Consider the following 19,292-nt stretch of genomic DNA (forward strand, 5'->3'; position numbering starts at 1 on the left):
AGTTTTATGAATGAATTAGTGAGATTACAAGGTCAGACCATGGGCTCTCCGTGGCAAATACAGATTGCCCATACTATAGCGAAAGATGATCAAAAGGTTATTCGTGATAGTGTTGAATTGCTGCTGCGGATGATCAACGGACGGATGTCTCTTCATCAAGAGACATCTGAAATCTGCGCTTTTAATGCTTATCGAGGGACAGATATCATCCTTATTAGTCCCGAAATGCGTTATGTCGTCTCTAAGGCACTAACGATCTGCGCTGAAACAGATGGCGTATATGACATTACAATTGCACCACTGGTTGATATCTGGGGGTTTGGAGCGCATCAAATCAGCCACTACCCTGAGCATGATGCTGTTACTGCGGCACTCCAAAAAGTTGGTTATCATTATTTACATTTGAATGAGCGCGGATTGTCGAAGGATAATCCCGAAGTCAGCATCGATTTGAGCTCCATAGCAAAAGGCTATGGTGTTGATAAGCTGGCCCAGCTTATTGAGCAATTTGGTTACCATAATTATATGGTGGATATTGGTGGTGAAATACGACTTAGTGGCGATTGCTATGGTCAGCCATGGAAGGTAGCGATTGAATATCCTCAGTGGGATGGTGGCACCTTTAATGAAGTCATGGCATTTAGTGGTATATCGCGAGCAGTAGCAACCTCTGGAAGTTATCGTAATTACTCACGCCTCGACAATGGATTTGCAGCTCATGAGATTGACGCTAAAACTGGCTATACCAAAGCTTCTCATCTACTGTCAGTGACTGTACTGGCTGATGACTGTATGAGCGCGGATGGTTATGCAACAGCCCTCTATCTTCTTGGTGATGATGCACGTTCATTTGCAGAGCAAAATCGCATAGCAGCGGTACTGATGATTGAAGATGAAAAGCAAGCTCAAGGTTATCGTCTGGAAATAACAACGTCACTACAAAAAATGCTTTCGTGAGGTATGGCGTGTGGTTATGTACTTTAGATGAGGCTTATACACGTCAGTCCTTTATTGGTTGGTAGCGGTATCAGCCTTTCCCATCAGTATAAATTAGATGCCCTTTAAAAAAGCCTACATTGTCACCATAATCTCTTATACCAAGAAACGTAATCAAAGGATTTACCATGACTGATTTTTCGTCAAACCCGCTTTACCATCCCCCCGCAGCGCCGGATTTTGCCGCGCTCAAGCCTGAGCATGCGAATGCGATTGCCGCGATCATTGAAGAGAACCGTCAGGCGCTCGATGTGTTACTCGGGCAAAGCAATTTCACTTGGGATAACCTGATGCAGCCTTTGGAGCGCATGGACGACCGCCTGTCGCGCGCATTTTCACCCATCGGGCATTTACAAGGCGTGAATAGCACCGACGAATGGCGCGCCGCGTACGAGCAGACTTTACCGGTACTGTCCGAATACGGCACGGACATGGCACAGCATCGCGGCTTGTACGAAGCGATTAAGTCTATCCGCGATGGTCATGAATACAACTCGCTTGATGCGGTCAAACAGAAAGTCATCGATGACGCGATTGAGGACTTTGAGCGCAGTGGTGTGGTATTGCCCGATGAAGACAAAGCCGAGTTCAAAAAGATGAGCCTGCGCCTGTCCGAGCTCTCGACCCAATACGCCAATAACGTCCTCGACGCGACCAACGCATGGCACAAGCTGATTACTGACGAAGAAGAGCTTGAGGGCTTGCCCGCGAGTGCCAAAGCGCTGATGGCAGACCTTGCCAAGCAGAACGATCAGCACGGCTGGCGCGTGACCCTTGATGCACCGGTTGTTATCCCTGTCCTGACCTACGCCGACAACCGTGGACTGCGCGGTGAAGTGTACGCCGCCTACAATGCACGCGCCTCGGAATTTGCCGACGAAGGGCGCTATGACAACGCCGCCATCATCCGTGAAATCCTCGAACTGCGCGAGAAAAAGGCCAAGATGCTTGGCTTTGCCGATTATGCGGCGCTGTCAGCCGACAGCAAAATGGCGAAAAACAACGACACCGTGCTGAGTTTCCTCGACGACTTGGTGAAATCGAGCAAAGCTGCCGGTGAAGCAGACATGGCCGCACTGCGCGAATTTGCCGCCGCCGAACTCGATTTACAGGACTTGCAGCCGTGGGACGTTGGCTATGCGTCGGAAAAACTGCGCCAGCAAAAGTATGCCTTGTCACAGGAAGACTTGCGTCCGTATTTCCCCGTATCCAAGGTACTCGAAGGGCTGTTCGCGATTACCGAGCGCCTGTTTGGCGCACGCTTCAAGCCTAATAATGAATTGAGCACATGGCATAAAGACGTCCTCGCGTTTGACGTGATTAACAAAGACGATGAAGTACAGGCGCGCTTCTATCTTGACCTTTACGCGCGTGCGAAAAAGCGCGGCGGTGCGTGGATGGACGGTGCCGTGCAGCGCTTCCGCGATGAAGGCAAACTGCAATTACCGGTTGCCTATCTGGTGTGCAACTTTACTCCGCCGGTCGGTGACGAAGAAGCGTACCTGACCCACGACGAAGTCACCACGCTGTTCCACGAATTTGGTCACGGCCTGCACCACATGCTCACGGAAATCGACGTTTATTCCGTGTCCGGTATCAGCGGCGTGGAATGGGACGCGGTCGAGCAGCCGAGCCAGTTCATGGAAAACTTCTGCTATACCCACGAAGCACTTGATGCACTGACCCGCCACAAGGAAACAGGCGAAAAATTACCTGATGAGTTGTTCGACAAACTGATTGCGGCGAAAAACTTCCAGTCGGCAATGGCGATGCTGCGCCAGTTGGAATTCTCGCTGTTTGATTACCGCCTGCACACCGCTGCTTCCAGTGGCAAAGACGTGCTGGACGTACTCAATAGTGTGCGCAGTGAAGTGTCGGTCACGCCATCGTACGAGAAAAACCGCTTCCCGATGCAGTTCTCGCACATCTTTGCTGGCGGTTACGCTGCAGGGTATTACAGCTACAAGTGGGCGGAAGTGCTTTCAGCGGACAGTTTCAGTGCGTTCGAGGAAGAGGGCGTCTTCAACCCTGAAACCGGCGCACGCTTCCGCGATGAAATTCTTGCAGTTGGCGGCTCGCGTCCGTCGATGGACAGCTTTGTCGCTTTCCGCGGCCGTGAACCGAAAGTTGATGCTTTGCTCAAGCACAGCGGCATTGCACAGTGAGATGCTGTGCTGTAGCGGGGCTGGTCACAGTATTATCAGCGACCAGTCTTGCTGCTCTTGAAAATCATCCCGCAGATCACTCGGCAAACCAGCCGTGGATTGCATTTGCAGAGGATGATAACGGGGAGACCCGTGTCGGCTTCAAGGATGCACACGGCAATGTCACCATCGAACCGCACTTTTCGCCCATGATCAGCGCGGTTGCTTTTTCGGATCTGATTGGTTTTATCGAGTTTGATGGAAAAAGTGCCAAAAGCGGCATTCTGCTCAAGGATGGACGCGAATTACCATACAAACCTTTCCTGTTTGATGCATTGCCCGATTGCGAGCACGAAGGCTATATTCGTGCTTATGGTGAAGAGGGCATGCTTGGTATGCTTGATCGTGATGGTCAGTGGGCAATAGCGCCACGCTACAATCATCTTGGCATCATGGAAAATGGCACCAGCCTTGCGCTGTCTGGCGCGACCCGATACAGCGATGGTGAGCATTCTTATTGGAGTGGCGGCAAGCATCAGCTACTCGATCAGCATGGCAACGTACTGATTGACGATTTCTACGATGCCGGTATCAGCATAAATTGGCACTCATTACGCAAAACAGAGTCCGAACCTGATATTCAAGCGCCGTGGCGAAGCTGGCAGGGTACGGATGGCTATTTTTACAGTGCCATAGATAATGACCGCGATTTCGGTCAATTTTTGTTTGATGATCTTCTGCAAGCTACTTTGCAGAACGATCAAAATAACTTTATTGCCGATGGCGTTTGGTGCGAAGGGGCTGTAGTCAAAGTCGGCTCGGCTAAAATCCGTGATGCGGTTAAGCATCTTGAATCTGCAATTAAAAGACGCCGTGCGCAGTTTAGGCAGGTAAGAGAATTTGATCCACTATTTGCTGCTGATACACACGACAATCCCGCGACCAAAGCCTATACGGAAAGTCTGCGCCACTATTCAGATAATTGTGGGCTGTTTTCAGCCTCCAACCATCCGCTGTATCGTGTCTATGACCCCGATGATCCACATCAGCACGCCATACTGTGGTTTTTACGCATGGATGATACTTACAAATTAATTGCTGTTTCAGATAAGAGATAAATATTGATGAGTATTTTTACCGATATGATGGCCGGAAAAATATCGGCTGTAACTGTGGTTGAGGACGAACAACACATCGCCTTTATGGAGCCCAACCCCAATGCGCGTGGGCATATTATTTGTCTGCCCAAAGCGGAAGTGCAGGATTTGTTTGCCATGCCGAAAGCGGATTACGATGCACTGATGGCATTTACCCGCCGTGTTGCCACAGCACTGCAATCTGCGTAGCCGTGTCGCAAAGTGGGTATGGCTTCCATCGGACTGGCTGTACCACATGTGCATATTCATCTCGTACCACTTAACGATGCCAAAGAGATGAATTTCATCGATAAAGTCTCTGTCGATGCGCAAGATATGCATGATATTGCAAAGCAAATTCAAGCATATTTATAGTACGATAAAGCTGCCGCATGTGCGGTATATTCATGGAGTCGATGATGTCGAAAAAGATTCTGATGCTGGTCGGCGATTACGCCGAAGATTATGAAACGATGGTGCCGTTCCAATTTTTGCTGGGGGTGGGGTATGAAGTACATGCGGTGTGCCCAGACAAAAAGTCAGGCGATAGCGTGGCGACGGCTATTCATGATTTTGAAGGCGAGCAGACCTACAGCGAAAAGCGCGGTCATAACTTTGCCTTGAATTATGATTTTTCTGCGGTCAATACTGATGATTATATCGGGTTGTTGATTCCGGGCGGCCGTGCGTCGGAATATCTGCGCATGAATGAAAAGGTGCTGGATATTGTGCGCGCATTTGATCAGGCGAAAAAGCCGATTGCTGCAGTATGCCACGGAGCGCAATTATTGGCTGCAGCAGGTATTCTGGAAGGTCGCAAATGCTCCGCTTATCCTGCTTGTGCAGCCGAAGTGCGGCTTGCTGGTGGTGAGTATGCCGATATTGAGGTGACGGATGCTGTGACTGACGGCAATTTGGTTACAGCGCCAGCATGGCCTGCACACCCACAATGGCTGGCGCAGTTTGTTGCTTTGCTTGGTGCGAAGATTACGCTCTAATCTGGGCTTGACCGTAGTGACGGCTGGTTTTGTCGTCTTAACAAAGCATTCGGAATCGGTGATGAAAATTGTATTGTCATCACCGATTTTTGCTTGGTTATTAGGCACTCAGAAAGTGAGCGAAAGTGCGTGCCATATACTCAAATACTGCGGTGATATAGCTAGCGTAGGGGCGTGTAGCTTCATAGTGCTTCATGGCGATTTTTACGCCAAGAGGCGAAAAGTGCCAGCAGAATAAGTGCAATACCGATGCTCCCCGTGACCAGTTCCGGGATATGGTATTTAACGGACAGTAGCATGATGACGGCTAATGCGCCAATGGCGTAATGTGCGCCATGTTCTAGGTAGGCATAAGTTTGTAGAGTACCTTTCTCTACCAGATAAATAGTGATAGAGCGCACGAAGATGGCACCGATGGCCAGGCCAAGCATAATAATGACGACATCGCTGGTAATAGCAAATGCACCGATAACACCATCGAAGCTAAAAGAGGCGTCAAGCACTTCTAAATAGATAAACCCGGCAATACCACCTTTCATGATGGCGCTTGTGCCGTTGCTTGCATTCTCTCTTTCGAGCAGGCCACTAAGTACCTGCACGCCAAGGTAGGTCACTAATCCCCATATGCCTGAGGTGAGGATCGCGGCGACTTCATGTTCCGCGGTGAGGAACTTGGCTGTGAGTATCAGTAAAATGAGGCAGATGAATAATGCCATGCCTTGAATGCTGGCAATGCTTTGCATCGGCTTTTCCAGCCAATGTAGCCAGTGCTCATCTTTGTTTTCGTCAAAGAAAAAGTTCAAGAAAACCATCATCAGGAAGATACCCCCAAAAGTGGCGACCTGACTGTGGTGTGCGAGTAGGCGTGCAGCGTATTCAGCAGGGTCGTTCAGTGCGAGATGGGCGACTTCTATTAAGCCCATATTGGCTGTGATGGCGACGATGGCCAATGGAAAGATAAGGCGCATACCGAAAACAGCGATAAGGATGCCAACGGTCAGAAACAGTTTCAGCCAAAAATCCGGCCACCCACGCAGGACAGATGCATTCACAACGGCATTATCGAATGACAGTGAAATTTCCATTAAAGCCAAGACAGCGGTGATAAACAGCGCCTGCCCAAGCATGGAGATGCCGCCTTGTTCGTAGCCCCACCATGCAGCAAGAGCCAAACATATTGCGCTAAAAAAGAATGAAAAGCCAAAGTGTTTGAGCATGAAGATCCTTAGTGAATAAATTTAGATAGATATATGAGAGCGCTTCGTGATGCGGTGAATGCATGATAGGATCATGCAACGCATCAAAATTCCCCGCCTTATTTTGATGGCCTAGGTATTTTGTTGAGTTTTGGGCTGACGTGACGTAGGTCGTATGGGGGCTTGTAGTATTAAAGCGTCATAGTTGGGAGTCCACTATCTTGCAGTTTTCCCAGCGCTTTTTCTACTGTCTCACGAATTTTAGGAACATCGCGACCGAGAAGCTGAATCCCGATACCTGGAACGCGTTTGCCGGATTTCTTAGGCGGATTGAGCCATACAATTCGGCCTGATACGGCAAATTTACCTAAATCATCGGGTAGGGTAAGAAAGACAAAAACATCTTGCCCCATCTGATAGGTTTCATCAGTAGGATAGAAGACACCACAGCCTTCAATAAATGGCATATACACTTGATAAAGGCTACGCGTATCAGCAGGAGCCATACGAATGACGCCTTTTTTTAACTTGGATTGTGGTGAAGAAGAGGTCATATTGTGCTCACAGTATAGGAATACGATTATCCATTATCTCAAGTAAATGGCCTTTGATGTTGGCCGCCATACCTACTTGCTGCACCTGCGGTTGACGCAATGCGGATATACGAGCATATAAGGTGTGCAGTTTAGGCAAGTCGAGGGCTTTGATTTGTGCTTGTATGGAAGCAAGGTGATTTTGCCAATATTCATCGTAGCTGTCCAGCTGTATATAGTTGATTAATGCAATCAGCTGAGCGCAGACGTAATCAACTAAATGGTTTTGATCAAGGCCGTCAAGGTGCATTAAATATGCCGTCTCATGCTTGGGCGAGGTTAAAAACATAACGCAGAGTGCGATTTCGGCTGCCGGATCAGGAATATCGCGCTGCGTGAGTACGCGGAAAGGATTGTCCTGACATAAAGCCAACGCACGCGTAGCATCTTGTACGGACCACTGATGCGTATGACACAGCCAGTTAAGTGCTTGATTATGATTGGGGGTAGGGACACTCAGGCAGCGTGCACGGCTGAGGATGGTTGGCTTTACAGCACGCCTGTTTGGTGCACTGAGAATAAAGTGATTGCTGGCTGGAGGCTCTTCCAAGGTTTTAAGTAGTGCATTAAGCGCATAATCATTGTAGCGGTCAATGTCGGGCAAAAAAATGATGCGCCGCTTGGCTATATTGGGTGTCTTTTGCGACTGCTCGGTGAGTGTACGAACATCATCTACTTTGCAGGGATCATCGCGCCAAATCAGATCTGGATGAGTATCTTGCTTGAGTAAGTGGCAGGATTGGCAAGCCTGACACGCTTGGCCATTATGTGGATTAAGGCACAACGCTGCCGCAGCGATACTTTTAGCGGCCACGATGGCGTTGCCACGCTGCGTATCGAGGAGCAGCGTGGTGGTCGGCAGGTTTTTTACTAAGTAGCTAAAGTCCTCAGTAAGTGCACTGAGCCATGGGAGCTCAGTCATAGCTGCGCCATCAGGTGGGGGCGAATTTGTTCAAATACGCTGTCGCTATCGCCATCTGCATCAATACTGACTGCATTTTCCCTTTGCGCGCGCACATGATAACCATGCGCGACGGCAGCAAAAAATTCTGCTTGTTCTTGCTCAAAGCGGTCTTTATGCGTATTGCGCTGATCAAGCCGCTGCATGGCGATCTCTGGGCTGACAGACATGATCAGGCGTAAATCCGGCTCAACATCAGGCATTGCCCAGCGTTCAAGTTCGGCTATGCGTGTGATGTTAATACCGCGTCCGTAGCCTTGATAAGCATAGGTTGAGTCGTTAAAGCGATCACAGATCACCCATTGACCACGGCTCAGTCGTGGCAAGATTTCAGCACTTAGGTGTTGACGCCTGGCGGCCATCATCAGCAATAACTCTGCATCAGCGTCAATGGTATTGGCTGGATTAAGCAAAATATTGCGCACTTGCTCGCCCACTGCTGTACCACCAGGTTCCCGAGTGAGCCAAAAATCAATATGGTGCTCGCTGAGCCAGTCGCGGATGTAGTTAATTTGGGTGCTTTTCCCAGCACCTTCACTGCCGTCAATGACGATAAAGCGACCGCGCTTCATTGCTTGGCCTTTTTCTCGCGCTGTATGCGAATGAGGTTTTGCACCGCTTTTTTGTGTGTTGCGTAGGTTTCACTGAATACATGGCCACCACGACCGTCAGCAACGAAAAAGAGGCTTTTTCCACTGTCTGGATGCACAGCTGCTTCAATGGCCGCTTGGCTGGGTAATGCAATTGGAGTTGGCGGCAGGCCGTGGCGAGTGTAGGTGTTGTAAGGTGTGTCTGTTGTGAGATGGGTGCGGGTGATATTGCCATTGTAATTGACTATACCGTAAATGACGGTTGGGTCCGTCTGTAAGCGCATGCCTTTTTTGAGGCGACGATTGAATACTCCGGAAACCAAAGCACGTTCGTTTGCCAGTTGAGTCTCTTTTTCAATAATCGAAGCAAGAATCAGCGCCTCATAAGGGGTTTTGATGCTGATCTCAGGATCACGATTTTCCCACGCCTGATTGAGTGCCTGTTCAAGCTTATTATGCAGGCGTTTTAAGATGGTGAAGTCTGAGTCATTAGCGGTATAGAAGTAGGTTTCAGGTAAAAACTGCCCTTCGAGGTGTCCTGCTTCAATGCCCAATTTTTTGGCCAGTTCTTCATCGGTTACGCCGTCGAGAGTTTGGGTTAGATCTTCAGCTTCGCGTAGCTTGCGGCGTAGGTCGGCATATGTTGTGCCTTCTACGATAGTGATGCTGTGGGTGATGACGTCACCTTCTACCATACTTTGGTACAGCTCAGCAGGGGTATCCTGCATTTTGAGGCGATAGTCGCCAGCTTTTAGCAGCCCAGCATCACCGCGCAGCCGACCGTAAATCCGCAGTGGCCATGCTTGCTGGATAATGCCACGCGACTCAAGCTCATTAGCAATTTGCTTGAGATTGCTGCCGTTAGCCACATGAATAATGGTACCGCCATGTACGCTGGGCGCAAGATGCGCATCCATGACTTGGCAGTATTGCCAGTAACCCAATGCGGCGATACCGATGCCGATAATCAGCAGCAGTATAAATAGGCGGCGAAAGATCTTGCCAAACATCGGCTGTGTTTAAATTGCTTTAAAAACGAGACTGGCGTTCGTGCCACCAAAGCCGAATGAGTTCGACAGTGCTGCACGAATAGGCATTTGCTGCGCTTGATGCGGCACGTAGTTCAAATCGCAATCTTCACTTGGGTTATCAAGGTTGATCGTTGGTGGCGCTACTTGGTCGCGCAAAGCAAGCAGAGTGAAAATGGCTTCCATACCACCTGCGGCACCCAGAGCGTGTCCGGTCATGGATTTGGTGCTGCTGACCGCAAGGCGGTAAGCATGATCGGCGAATGCTTTTTTCATGGCGAGTGTTTCGGCAACGTCACCCGCTGGTGTGGATGTGCCGTGGGCGTTGATGTAGTCAACATCTTCAGGGTTGAGCCCGGCATCTTTTAAAGCTTGGGCCATACAGCGAGCTGCACCACTACCATCTGTTAAAGGAGCAGTCATATGATGTGCATCGGAAGTCATACCAATACCTACCACTTCGCCATAAATATTTGCACCGCGTTTTTTGGCACTTTCAAGTGTTTCCAAAACCACAACACCAGCGCCATCGCCTAGAACAAATCCGTCACGATCTTTATCCCAAGGACGTGATGCCGCTTGTGGGTCGTCGTTGCGGGTTGAAAGTGCTTTAGCCGCAGCAAATCCGGCGATGCCCATCGCATTGCCCGCCATTTCTGCACCACCGGCAATCATGACATCAGCGTCGCCCATTTGGATCATACGCACCGCTTGACCAATACTATGAGTACCAGTAGCACAAGCGGTTGCAGTGGCCAAATTTGCACCTTTGATGCCGTAGCGGATCGAAAGGTTGCCAGAGATCATATTGATGATATTTTTAGGAACGTAAAATGGTGAAACACGCCGCGCACCACGATCGATTAACGTTTGGTAGCCATCGAGCATACCAGGTAAGCCGCCAATGCCTGAGCCAATAATGATGCCTGTACGCTCAGCCAGAGCTTCATCGCTGAAATCCAGACCGCTATCAGTAATTGCATCAATACCTGCGGCCATGCCGTAATGGATGAATACATCCATTTTACGTGCTTCTTTGGCATCGAAATATTGCGTAGAGTCAAAGTCTGTCACTGAGCCACGAAAGCGCACCGGTAGCTCACTGGCGTCATAGTCTGTAATAGGGGTAATGCCACTTTTTCCAGCAAGGATATTTTGCCATGCCTGCGTTAACTTGCAGCCAACCGGACTGATGATGCCCATGCCGGTCACGACGACGCGCGGTACTGAGCGGATGGAATGCGTTTCACTCATAGTTTTTCTCTTCAAAATCTCTGAAAGTTGGTTAACTGCCTCAAAGCTAAGGCATGTGTGTGGTTAGATTTTACATGGGAAAGAAATAGGGTCAATGCCAACGTGTTTTGCGCATGGTCAGCCGTCTATTCTTTGTAAAAGTGTTGCTGTATTGAGCTGTATATCAGTGATGAATCTAAATATAAAAAAAGCCACAGCAGTGGGACTACCGTGGCTTTTTTGACTCAGTCAGTCTCAAGTATTGGATTTGACGTAGTCAATCGCAGTTTGGACAGTCGTGATTTTCTCTGCTTCTTCGTCAGGAATTTCGCAATCGAATTCTTTTTCCAGAGACATAACCAGCTCAACCAGATCAAGCGAGTCAGCGCCGAGGTCGTCAATGAAGTGTGCTTCAGGCTTGACCTGCGACTCGTCAACGCTCAATTGTTCTGCGATGACGCTGATAACGCGTTGTTCAATGTTGTTGCTCATGTGTGTTTTCCTTTGTTGGGTGAAAGCGCTATTTTAAGAGGTTTAAGCAATAATTACCAGTCACTTTTTAATTTGCCCGATAGTTCTGCTTAACTCTATTAAATCATGTACATGCCGCCATTGACGTGCAGTGTCTCACCGGTGACGTATCCGGCTTGGGCGAGAAATACAGCTGCTTGGGCGATATCTTCAGGCTGACCAAGCTTCGCCAAGGGGACTTGCTCGACCAATGCCTGCTTTTGTGCTTCAGGCAATTGTTCCGTCATATCAGTGGCAATGAAGCCAGGGGCAATGGTGTTAACAGTAATTCCGCGAGAGCCTATTTCCCGCGCTAAGGACTTGGAAAATCCAATCACGCCGGCTTTTGTCGCAGCATAGTTTGCTTGACCTGCATTTCCCATAACGCCGACGACTGAGGCGATATTGATGATGCGGCCAAAGCGCGCTTTCATCATATCCCGCATGACGGCTTTGCTCAGGCGGTAAACGCTGGACAAGTTGGTGTCGATGACACTGTCCCACTGCTCAGCTTTCATTCGCATAAGCAGATTGTCGTCAGTAATACCGGCATTGTTAATCAGGATTGAGACCGGGCCAAATGTGTCACGGATGGTTTTGATGGTTGCGTCAATTGCCTCAGCATCATTGACGCTGAGTACCATACCTTGACCTTTCCAGCCATTTTCCGTGATATGGGCGCTGATTTTTTCTGCACCGCTGTCACTGGTTGCAGTGCCGATGACGGTCGCACCTGCTTCGGCAAAGCTATTTAGCACCGCACGGCCTATGCCGCGGCTAGCGCCTGTGACGAGTACGATTTGCTCATTCATCTTCATACAGACTCCAGAGTTTCAATAATAACTGGTAATGCAGAGGGTTGATCGAAAGCTGTGGTTTTGAGTTCTTTGTTAATACGCTTGTTCAGTCCGGTTAAAACTTTGCCTGGGCCGGCTTCGACGCAATAGGTCACGCCTTCAGCAACCAGCTTGTCAATACACTTGACCCACTGAACTGGCTTGTAGAGCTGTGCACCCAAAGCAGATTTGATTCCATCTACGTTGTGACGCTCTTGACCGTCGACATTGTGAATAATGGTTGTATTGGGCATTTTCCAGTGAGCGTGATCCAAAGAAAGGCTCAGCTTGGCTGCAGCGCCTTTCATCAGGCTGCAATGTGAAGGTATGCTGACCGGCAGCTCAATAGCGCGTTTGGCACCATGCTTTTTGGCACTTTCAATTGCTGCGGCAACGCCGGCAACTGTACCTGCAATCACGACCTGACCCGGGGCATTGAAGTTGGCTGCCTGTACGGTCTCATCAACCATGGCGCAAATTTCAATCACGTCCTGATCTTCCAAGCCAAGAATAGCAGCCATACTGCCTTCACCATATGGCACAGCTTCCTGCATCAATTCACCGCGTTGGTGGACGAGGTCGATTGCTTCAGCAAAGGAGATTGCTTGAGCAGCACATAGTGCGGTGTATTCACCAAGAGAGTGGCCAGCCATAAATACTGGATTGATATCAGTTTCGGCCTTGAGAATATCGAAGCAGGCGATACCTGCAGCAAGTAATACTGGTTGGGTAATTGCTGTTTGATTGAGTTCCGCGTTGTTATTTTCTTGTACGATTTGCCAAAGGTCTTTTCCGATGACTTCGGAAGCTTCGTCAAAGCGCTGCTTTACAATCGAAAATTGAGCGGCCATTTCACTCAGCATTTGCTGGCTTTGTGAGCCTTGTCCCGGGAAAATAATTGCTGTCGTCATCCTGTTTCTCCTAGATTATTCTGTTCTCAATACACTCTATTATGCCCAAACTGGAAATGAAATGGGACATGTCGCTAGGACTGATTAATATCGCATTACAGATTATGCTGGAGTTATAAGGCTTCACTCGACGGTGCTATATCTGTATAGACGTGACCTATAGAATCAGTTGTTAACCCGCATGTATAATCTAGGGGCTATACCGATATATCAATCAGAACCTAGAATTTCAGGATGCAGCCGCCCCAAGTGAAACCACCGCCAAATGCTTCGAGCAATAAATTTTGTCCACGTTGTATTTTGCCACTGCGAACGCCGTGGTCAAGCGCCAGTGGAACAGATGCAGCTGAGGTATTGGCGTGTTTGTTGACCGTGACGATAACTTTATCCATCGACATACCTAAATGCTCTGCTGTAGCGCTGATGATGCGTAAGTTGGCTTGATGCGGTACGAGGTAGTCAATGTCGTCGGCTTTGAAATCACAATGTTTAAGCAATTCTCCAACCAGGCTGGACAATGAACGCACTGCAACCTTAAATACTTCACGGCCTTGCATCTGAATGAAACGTTCACGTTCCTTGTAATCATTTGCAGAAGATCCAGGGCCTTGGGGAGCCCATAGTAATTCTTTGAAGTTTCCATCACTGTGTAACACACTGCCATAAATGCCCGGTTCATCACTTGCACCGACAACAACTGCACCAGAACCATCACCGAAGAGAATGGCCGTGGTACGGTCATCCCAGTTGAGGGCGTTGGTGAATAGTTCGGTGCCGACGACGAGGATGTTTTTGTAACCGCCACACTTGATGAATTTATCTGCAGTGCTCAGGGCGTAAATAAAGCCTGAACACACAGCCTGCATGTCAAAAGCGGGGATATTGTTGCATCCCAGGCGTGCTTGCAACTGTGTTGCGTTGCTAGGGAATAGGTGTTCTGGTGTTGAGGTCGCGACGATGATCAGATCAAGCTCAGCTGGCGTTATACCTGCGCTGTCTAATGCGCGTCTTGCCGCTTGCTCGGCCATATCGGTTGAGCTTTCGTTTGGTGCGGCCATGTGTCTTTGCTCTATTCCAGTACGGGCACGAATCCATTCGTCTGTGGTATCCATTTGAACGCTGAGTTCATCATTGCTGACAATGCGTTCGGGCAGGTAGCTGCCAGTACCGAGAATTTTGCTGTAGATCATGGGATATTATTCACTGCTGGTTTGAGGTTGGCTGCGCTGCTCAGTATTTTTCTGATTATGGCTTTCGAGGTGTGTGCGGATTTTCGCGATGACGTGGTTTTTGGTCTCCAGTCGCGCGATGTTAATCGCATTTGCGTAGGCATAGGCGTCAGCATTGCCGTGGCTTTTGATGACGATGCCTTGCAAACCAAGTAAGCTTGCGCCATTGTAATTGCGTGGATCAACACGCTTCTTGAGATTTTTTAAAACAGGGTAGGCAACAACTGCAGCCAGTTTGCTGAGTATATTGCGCTTAAATGCTGCTTCTGTTTGAAGCTGCAAAAATTTTGCGATCCCTTCAACGGTTTTTAATGCAACATTCCCAACAAAGCCATCACAGACAACGACGTCAATTCCTTTTTTAAGGAAGATGTCGTTGCCTTCAACAAAGCCAATATAGTTGAGCTGGCTTTGCTCAAGCAATTTACCGGTTTCTTTGACCGTTTCATTGCCCTTGATCGCTTCTTCGCCAATGTTGAGCAAGCCAACTTGTGGTGCAGATGTACCATCAACCGCACGAGCAAGCTCTGAACCCATAACGGCAAATTGCTCTAGTTGTTCTGGCTTTGCATCGACGTTTGCGCCGAGATCAAGCCAGTGGACATGGCCATGTGCAGTCGGTAGGGTGGCGCAAATCGCTGGTCGTGAAATGCCGGGTAGCATTTTGAGAATATAGCGTGCAGATGCCATCAGTGCGCCAGTATTACCAGCGCTGACGCATGCATCAGCTTTACCTTCTTTGACCAGCGTTATAGCTTGCCACATTGATGAGTCATTCTTGTGGCGTAGTACATTAGCTGGTGCTTCATCCATTTCCACAACTTGTGTGCAGTGGTGAATTTTACTGCGTGTTGCGTCAATTTCACTAAAGCGTTTGTGTGCCCGGATTGTCGCTTCATCACCAACGAGGATGATAGTGAAGTCTGGGCTCTGCGTCAGTGCGTGTGCGGCGGCTGCAAGCGTTGTATCCAGACCAACGTCACCGCCCATTGCATCAATTGCAATGACCGGCATGTGCTCAACAGTCATGGTGATGACTTATTCTTCGTCTTCGAAGTCGACGACTTCAGCAGGACGTACGATGGCTTGGCGGCCACGGTAGAAACCGTCTTTTGAAACGTGGTGACGCAGGTGACGCTCACCGCTTTTGGTTTCAGTTGTGACAGTGGCATAGCCCAATGCGTCGTGAGTACGGCGCTTGTCACGCTTTGATGGGGTTTTTCGGTTTTGCTGAACGGCCATGATTAATGCTCCTTGGATTTCATCATCTCTTTTAGTGCTGCAAATGGGTGTTGTCTATCATCATCGGTTTCTTCTTCCGGTGAGGCGACTAAATCCACTGGCGGCGTGCAATCGTCATGTTTGGCGATCATCGGCATCGCTAACAGGACTTCCTCTTCTAAAAACCATGCCACGTCAAGTTCATCGTCGGCGCAAATCAATGTTTCTACAGGGCCTTCAACGCGGTCTTCGAATTTTTGATCACGAATGACAACGTAATCAAAATCCCGATCAACCGGCATTTCCATTGCCTGTAGGCAACGCTGACATTGCATGTTTAGCAACACACGGACGCGACCATAGACGTGTGTCTGGCCGTGTTCATCTAAATCTCCGCTAAGTTCGCCGTATAGCGTCTCACCGGGTTCAGCCCATTGTTTCAGGGTGTGTGTTGCCACCAGCGGGAGGCTGCCTTCGCAGCTTCGCCGTGACCGGGCATAGGCCCATGGATCAATTTGGCGTGGCAGTGTGTCAATTGGATGGCGCATCATACTCTCAACTATTTGAAGTGTCAAAAATCCTACCATATCTGTACCAGATACAAGCCTTTGTGATGGTGAGATCTGGTGATAGTCTGGTTATCTATTGTCGTTGCTATACAGGCAAACTGTAGCGTTTGGCGAAATACAGGTAGACCTGATCAGAAACATCGCGCATGACATCGCTGCGCTCGCTGATCCAGTTGCCATAATTACTCGCGCGGCGGCTTTTTTCTATTATACCGGTGATGGTGTAGGGTACGGTTCCACCAAATTTATCTTTACAAGCAATGATGCCAGTGTCTCCACAAAGCATGGAGGTTGAGCCGGTTTTGTCGTAAACAGTGGCATTTTTGGAAACGAACTTGGTTGCGCTGCGGATACGGTCGTGATTAGGAATACTCATCATTTTTTTGAGGATATTCGAGCCGGGTAATTCGTTGCGCCATAAGGCAAGCAAGAAACGGTCATAATCAGCAGCAGATGCCTGGTTCTTATAGGTACGGCCATTTTCGGGAATGTATTCGACGATATTGATGTTGCGGAATATGTGTGGCGCTTCTTTTTTCAGCATCCATTGCACACCTTGTGGGCCGCCAAGTCGTTTAATGATGTGGTTGGTGAATTCATTATTAGACTTGACGATCATTCCGCGCATTTCTTCCATAACCCTTGGAGAAAGAGGGTAAAGCTTGCTGTCTTTGGTGAAGTGGCACATCAGGTATGCCTGAATGACCATGTGTTTGACCATGCTTGCACATTGCATGGGGCGATCAGCATTGATCGAAACGATTCTGGCACCTGATTGAATGTCTGTCACCGTCCATGCGGTCCGTTCATCTGCACTGACCCGGCCTTCGCGGCGCATTTGGGTTACTACTTGCTGGATACGTTGTTCGAGCGTGGTGTTTGTACGCGCAAGTAGTGGCGTTGTTGTAAGGCCAGTGGTGGTCAGCGCTAAGGCGCTTTGGAGCAAGGCGCGTCGTTTCATGGGGGTAGTCTGGTCATTGCAAAGCGAGGCATTCTAACAAATCTTACGTCAATGGAAAGGGTTATAAATGATCAAGGCGCTGTATTAGGTGTTTGAAATAACGCATATTGAATGCTGGCCCTGGGTCAGTTTTGCGCTGTGGGGCGATGTGTTGGTGTGTCGTGATGCGTTCGGCATTAATTTGCGGATGACGGATCATAATGGCTTGAGTGAGTAAGGCGAGGGATAAATATTGGCGGTGTGTGTAGGGATGGTGGTCACAACCGTTGAGTTCGATGCCGATTGAAAAATCATTGCAGCCACTTTGTCCCTCGTATTCTGATGCGCCTGCGTGCCATGCGCGGTCACAAGTTGAAACATACTGGGTAATGGCGCCGTCTCTTGTGATCAGGAAGTGGGCGCTTACTTGTAAATCCATGATGCTGTCAATAAATGGGTCTTCTCCTTGGTGCTGAGCGATATTGCCGGCGAAGAGTGCGTCAATATGTGTGGCGCCAAATACTCCGGGTGGCAGGGATATATTGTGCAAGACAAGTAAATTAATTGGCGCTGATGTGGGGCGTTGGTTCTGAAATGGAGAGTGGATATGGCGCGCGTTTAGCAGCCAGCCTTGGGTATCTATCAGCAATGGTTGTTTCATTGTATTGGCTAAGCAATTGGGTGGGATGTTTGACAGTATAGATGATGATTGGCTGTTGGGTTTTTACACATTTATTTATTGACATCGGCGTTTTTTCTCGAATCAGTATAGCTGAGTTATACACAATTGCAGCAGTGGTGCGCATTTGCACAAATGCAAGTTTAAAAATTACTTACAGAACAAATGAATCTGTTAATAGTTTGTTTTTTAAGAATATTTAAATATCTGCTTAAATTCTGGGCAACTTGGTAAGTGACGATTTTTATTGTGAAAAAGAAGTAACGCAGAGGTTATTCACAAAGTTTTCCACAAGGAATGTGGATAAATCATTGGCGGTATTTGAAGGGCTTTTTGCTAGAAATTGATGTGCCATGTATGTCATGTCATTGCTACAAAAAAAAGTGCCACAACCAATGTGACGGTGGCACTTTATTTGACATCATATTACGACCAACGGCAGAGGTTTGGTCGTTGATTCAGTTTGGTTTAAGGCAGCAGATGGTCATCCGAGCCTTCGTTAATACTTTCAAATAGGAAGGTGGACATGTAGCGCTCTGATGTATCTGGCAACATGGCGAGAATGACGGAACCTTCGTCTGCTTTTTGGGCAAATTGCAGGGCCGCATTGAATGTTGCGCCGCCGGAAATGCCGGTCAGGATGCCTTCCTGTGAGGCGAGCGCAAGTGCGGTATCACGCGATTCTTCATCACCAACCGGAATGAGGTGGTCATAGATTTGCTTGTTCATGGTGTCGGCGACGAAGTCTGGTGTCCAACCTTGAATCTTGTGTGGTGTCCAATCTTTGCCGGCAAGCAACTGGGCATTGAGTGGCTCGGTAGCAACGATTTCCAGCCCTGGGCGTGCGGCCTTAAGTACTTCGCCAGTGCCGGAAATAGTACCGCCAGTACCGTAGCCGCTAACGAAGTAGTCCAGTCGTTCACCTGCAAAATCGCGCAGTATTTCTGCTGCTGTGGTTTCGCGGTGGTATTGCGGGTTGGCTGGGTTGGCGAACTGATTGGCGAGGAACCAACCATTTTTTTCCGACAGTTCTTTGGCAACGCGTACCATGCCGAGGCCTTTTTCAGCGGCTGGGGTAAGAATGACAGTACCACCAAGGCTGCGGATCAGCTTACGGCGTTCAATGGAGAACGTCTCAGTCATGACGGCGACAAAAGGATAACCTTTGGCGGCACAAACCATCGCCAATGCGATGCCGGTATTACCTGAAGTTGCCTCAACCACGGTTTGCCCGGGCTTGAGTAGGCCGCGCTTTTCAGCATCAGTGATGACAGCGTATGCCAAACGGTCCTTGACCGAACCACCCGGATTGAAGGATTCGACCTTGACGTACATGTCAACGTGCTTGGGCGCAAGACGATTAATGCGGACAATCGGCGTGTGACCAATGGTGTCAAGAATAGAGTTGTATTTCATGGCTAAGCACTCCTTAAAGTGATCAAAAATTATGTACTCAGTGTAGGGCATGATGATGGATAAATTAAATAACCAATGGTTATAGGAGCATAACCATTACCGAGAT

Annotated in this window: 21 protein-coding genes and 1 pseudogene; 6 read left to right on the plus strand and 16 right to left on the minus strand. The window is 48.8% G+C overall.

All coding sequences use genetic code 11. The features are described 5' to 3' along the window. The first annotated feature begins 6 nt into the window (after positions 1-6). From KRX19_10790 to KRX19_10815, 6 genes are all read left to right on the plus strand, one after another. Positions 7-957 carry an FAD:protein FMN transferase gene (locus tag KRX19_10790; protein MBV7435509.1) on the plus strand — a complete coding sequence of 317 codons (951 nt, stop codon included), beginning with the start codon at positions 7-9 and terminating at the stop codon, positions 955-957. Between the two features lie 167 nt (positions 958-1,124). Continuing rightward, positions 1,125-3,161 (plus strand): M3 family metallopeptidase, encoded by a 2,037-nt coding sequence (locus tag KRX19_10795; GenBank protein ID MBV7435510.1) that lies wholly within the window; start codon positions 1,125-1,127, stop codon positions 3,159-3,161. Further along, positions 3,158-4,258 carry a hypothetical protein gene (locus tag KRX19_10800; GenBank protein MBV7435511.1) on the plus strand — a complete coding sequence of 367 codons (1,101 nt, stop codon included), beginning with the start codon at positions 3,158-3,160 and terminating at the stop codon, positions 4,256-4,258. Before KRX19_10795 ends, KRX19_10800 begins: the two co-directional genes overlap by 4 nt. Before the next feature lie 6 nt (positions 4,259-4,264). After that, entirely contained in the window at positions 4,265-4,486 is a 222-nt protein-coding gene (locus KRX19_10805; protein MBV7435512.1) for an HIT domain-containing protein, read from the plus strand. An 18-nt stretch (positions 4,487-4,504) separates the two neighbouring features. Next, positions 4,505-4,651, plus strand: a complete 147-nt coding sequence (locus KRX19_10810; protein ID MBV7435513.1) for a hypothetical protein — start codon at positions 4,505-4,507, stop codon at positions 4,649-4,651. 44 nt (positions 4,652-4,695) lie between these two features. Beyond that, on the plus strand, positions 4,696-5,274 hold the full coding sequence (locus KRX19_10815; protein MBV7435514.1) for a DJ-1/PfpI family protein: 579 nt from the start codon (positions 4,696-4,698) through the stop codon (positions 5,272-5,274). A gap of 182 nt (positions 5,275-5,456) precedes the next feature. Here KRX19_10815 and KRX19_10820 read toward each other — a convergent pair whose 3' ends face one another. The 16 genes and pseudogenes from KRX19_10820 to cysK all read right to left on the minus strand — a co-directional run bounded on the left by KRX19_10820 (position 5,457) and on the right by cysK (position 19,186). Continuing rightward, positions 5,457-6,491 carry a DUF475 domain-containing protein gene (locus KRX19_10820; protein ID MBV7435515.1) on the minus strand — a complete coding sequence of 345 codons (1,035 nt, stop codon included), beginning with the start codon at positions 6,489-6,491 and terminating at the stop codon, positions 5,457-5,459. A gap of 170 nt (positions 6,492-6,661) precedes the next feature. After that, on the minus strand, positions 6,662-7,024 hold the full coding sequence (locus KRX19_10825; protein MBV7435516.1) for a PilZ domain-containing protein: 363 nt from the start codon (positions 7,022-7,024) through the stop codon (positions 6,662-6,664). Between the two features lie 7 nt (positions 7,025-7,031). Next, entirely contained in the window at positions 7,032-7,985 is a 954-nt protein-coding gene (locus KRX19_10830; protein ID MBV7435517.1) for a DNA polymerase III subunit delta', read from the minus strand. After that, complete coding sequence (gene tmk / locus KRX19_10835; protein MBV7435518.1) at positions 7,982-8,596, minus strand: dTMP kinase; 615 nt, start codon at positions 8,594-8,596, stop codon at positions 7,982-7,984. The genes KRX19_10830 and tmk overlap by 4 nt, the downstream gene beginning before the upstream one ends. Beyond that, positions 8,593-9,624: an endolytic transglycosylase MltG gene (gene mltG / locus KRX19_10840; protein MBV7435519.1), complete on the minus strand. Its 1,032-nt coding sequence runs from the start codon at positions 9,622-9,624 to the stop codon at positions 8,593-8,595. The genes tmk and mltG overlap by 4 nt, the downstream gene beginning before the upstream one ends. A gap of 9 nt (positions 9,625-9,633) precedes the next feature. Then, entirely contained in the window at positions 9,634-10,896 is a 1,263-nt protein-coding gene (fabF, locus tag KRX19_10845; protein MBV7435520.1) for a beta-ketoacyl-ACP synthase II, read from the minus strand. A gap of 234 nt (positions 10,897-11,130) precedes the next feature. Beyond that, a complete protein-coding gene (acpP, locus tag KRX19_10850; protein MBV7435521.1) occupies positions 11,131-11,367 on the minus strand; it encodes an acyl carrier protein in 237 nt (78 codons plus the stop codon). A 98-nt stretch (positions 11,368-11,465) separates the two neighbouring features. After that, positions 11,466-12,203, minus strand: coding sequence for a 3-oxoacyl-ACP reductase FabG (gene fabG / locus KRX19_10855; GenBank protein MBV7435522.1), 738 nt, complete (start codon positions 12,201-12,203; stop codon positions 11,466-11,468). Then, the gene (gene fabD, locus KRX19_10860; GenBank protein MBV7435523.1) at positions 12,200-13,132 is read right to left on the minus strand and encodes an ACP S-malonyltransferase; all 933 of its coding nucleotides are present in this window, start codon (positions 13,130-13,132) and stop codon (positions 12,200-12,202) included. Before fabD ends, fabG begins: the two co-directional genes overlap by 4 nt. 221 nt (positions 13,133-13,353) lie before the next feature. Then, entirely contained in the window at positions 13,354-14,319 is a 966-nt protein-coding gene (locus KRX19_10865) for a ketoacyl-ACP synthase III (GenBank protein ID MBV7435524.1), read from the minus strand. 9 nt (positions 14,320-14,328) lie between these two features. Continuing rightward, positions 14,329-15,390 carry a phosphate acyltransferase PlsX gene (gene plsX, locus KRX19_10870; GenBank protein ID MBV7435525.1) on the minus strand — a complete coding sequence of 354 codons (1,062 nt, stop codon included), beginning with the start codon at positions 15,388-15,390 and terminating at the stop codon, positions 14,329-14,331. A 9-nt stretch (positions 15,391-15,399) separates the two neighbouring features. After that, positions 15,400-15,603, minus strand: coding sequence for a 50S ribosomal protein L32 (gene rpmF, locus KRX19_10875; GenBank protein MBV7435526.1), 204 nt, complete (start codon positions 15,601-15,603; stop codon positions 15,400-15,402). Continuing rightward, positions 15,563-16,133 (minus strand): annotated as a pseudogene (locus tag KRX19_10880) (DUF177 domain-containing protein). Before KRX19_10880 ends, rpmF begins: the two are co-directional and overlap by 41 nt. A gap of 103 nt (positions 16,134-16,236) precedes the next feature. Beyond that, positions 16,237-17,112, minus strand: a complete 876-nt coding sequence (locus KRX19_10885) for a class A beta-lactamase-related serine hydrolase (GenBank protein MBV7435527.1) — start codon at positions 17,110-17,112, stop codon at positions 16,237-16,239. 61 nt (positions 17,113-17,173) lie between these two features. After that, positions 17,174-17,752 (minus strand): 1,6-anhydro-N-acetylmuramyl-L-alanine amidase AmpD, encoded by a 579-nt coding sequence (gene ampD / locus KRX19_10890; protein MBV7435528.1) that lies wholly within the window; start codon positions 17,750-17,752, stop codon positions 17,174-17,176. 486 nt (positions 17,753-18,238) lie between these two features. Further along, complete coding sequence (cysK, locus tag KRX19_10895; protein ID MBV7435529.1) at positions 18,239-19,186, minus strand: cysteine synthase A; 948 nt, start codon at positions 19,184-19,186, stop codon at positions 18,239-18,241. Positions 19,187-19,292: the final 106 nt, after the last annotated feature.

The organism is Cardiobacteriaceae bacterium TAE3-ERU3 (assembly GCA_019218315.1).
In the GTDB taxonomy this organism is placed as follows: Bacteria; Pseudomonadota; Gammaproteobacteria; order Cardiobacteriales; family Cardiobacteriaceae; genus JAHUUI01.

Excerpts from the sequence above, each read along its gene's own strand:
- KRX19_10810 (MBV7435513.1), top strand. The coding sequence starts at position 4,505 with ATGGCTTCCATCGGACTGGCTGTACCACATGTGCATATTCATCTCGTA.
- KRX19_10820 (MBV7435515.1), bottom strand. The coding sequence starts at position 6,491 with ATGCTCAAACACTTTGGCTTTTCATTCTTTTTTAGCGCAATATGTTTG.
- acpP (MBV7435521.1), bottom strand. The coding sequence starts at position 11,367 with ATGAGCAACAACATTGAACAACGCGTTATCAGCGTCATCGCAGAACAA.
- KRX19_10790 (MBV7435509.1), top strand. The coding sequence starts at position 7 with ATGAATGAATTAGTGAGATTACAAGGTCAGACCATGGGCTCTCCGTGG.
- ampD (MBV7435528.1), bottom strand. The coding sequence starts at position 17,752 with ATGAAACAACCATTGCTGATAGATACCCAAGGCTGGCTGCTAAACGCG.
- plsX (MBV7435525.1), bottom strand. The coding sequence starts at position 15,390 with ATGACTGTTGAGCACATGCCGGTCATTGCAATTGATGCAATGGGCGGT.
- fabG (MBV7435522.1), bottom strand. The coding sequence starts at position 12,203 with ATGAAGATGAATGAGCAAATCGTACTCGTCACAGGCGCTAGCCGCGGC.
- KRX19_10825 (MBV7435516.1), bottom strand. The coding sequence starts at position 7,024 with ATGACCTCTTCTTCACCACAATCCAAGTTAAAAAAAGGCGTCATTCGT.
- rpmF (MBV7435526.1), bottom strand. The coding sequence starts at position 15,603 with ATGGCCGTTCAGCAAAACCGAAAAACCCCATCAAAGCGTGACAAGCGC.
- KRX19_10815 (MBV7435514.1), top strand. The coding sequence starts at position 4,696 with ATGTCGAAAAAGATTCTGATGCTGGTCGGCGATTACGCCGAAGATTAT.
- tmk (MBV7435518.1), bottom strand. The coding sequence starts at position 8,596 with ATGAAGCGCGGTCGCTTTATCGTCATTGACGGCAGTGAAGGTGCTGGG.
- fabD (MBV7435523.1), bottom strand. The coding sequence starts at position 13,132 with ATGACGACAGCAATTATTTTCCCGGGACAAGGCTCACAAAGCCAGCAA.
- cysK (MBV7435529.1), bottom strand. The coding sequence starts at position 19,186 with ATGAAATACAACTCTATTCTTGACACCATTGGTCACACGCCGATTGTC.
- fabF (MBV7435520.1), bottom strand. The coding sequence starts at position 10,896 with ATGAGTGAAACGCATTCCATCCGCTCAGTACCGCGCGTCGTCGTGACC.
- KRX19_10885 (MBV7435527.1), bottom strand. The coding sequence starts at position 17,112 with ATGAAACGACGCGCCTTGCTCCAAAGCGCCTTAGCGCTGACCACCACT.
- KRX19_10795 (MBV7435510.1), top strand. The coding sequence starts at position 1,125 with ATGACTGATTTTTCGTCAAACCCGCTTTACCATCCCCCCGCAGCGCCG.
- mltG (MBV7435519.1), bottom strand. The coding sequence starts at position 9,624 with ATGTTTGGCAAGATCTTTCGCCGCCTATTTATACTGCTGCTGATTATC.
- KRX19_10805 (MBV7435512.1), top strand. The coding sequence starts at position 4,265 with ATGAGTATTTTTACCGATATGATGGCCGGAAAAATATCGGCTGTAACT.
- KRX19_10830 (MBV7435517.1), bottom strand. The coding sequence starts at position 7,985 with ATGACTGAGCTCCCATGGCTCAGTGCACTTACTGAGGACTTTAGCTAC.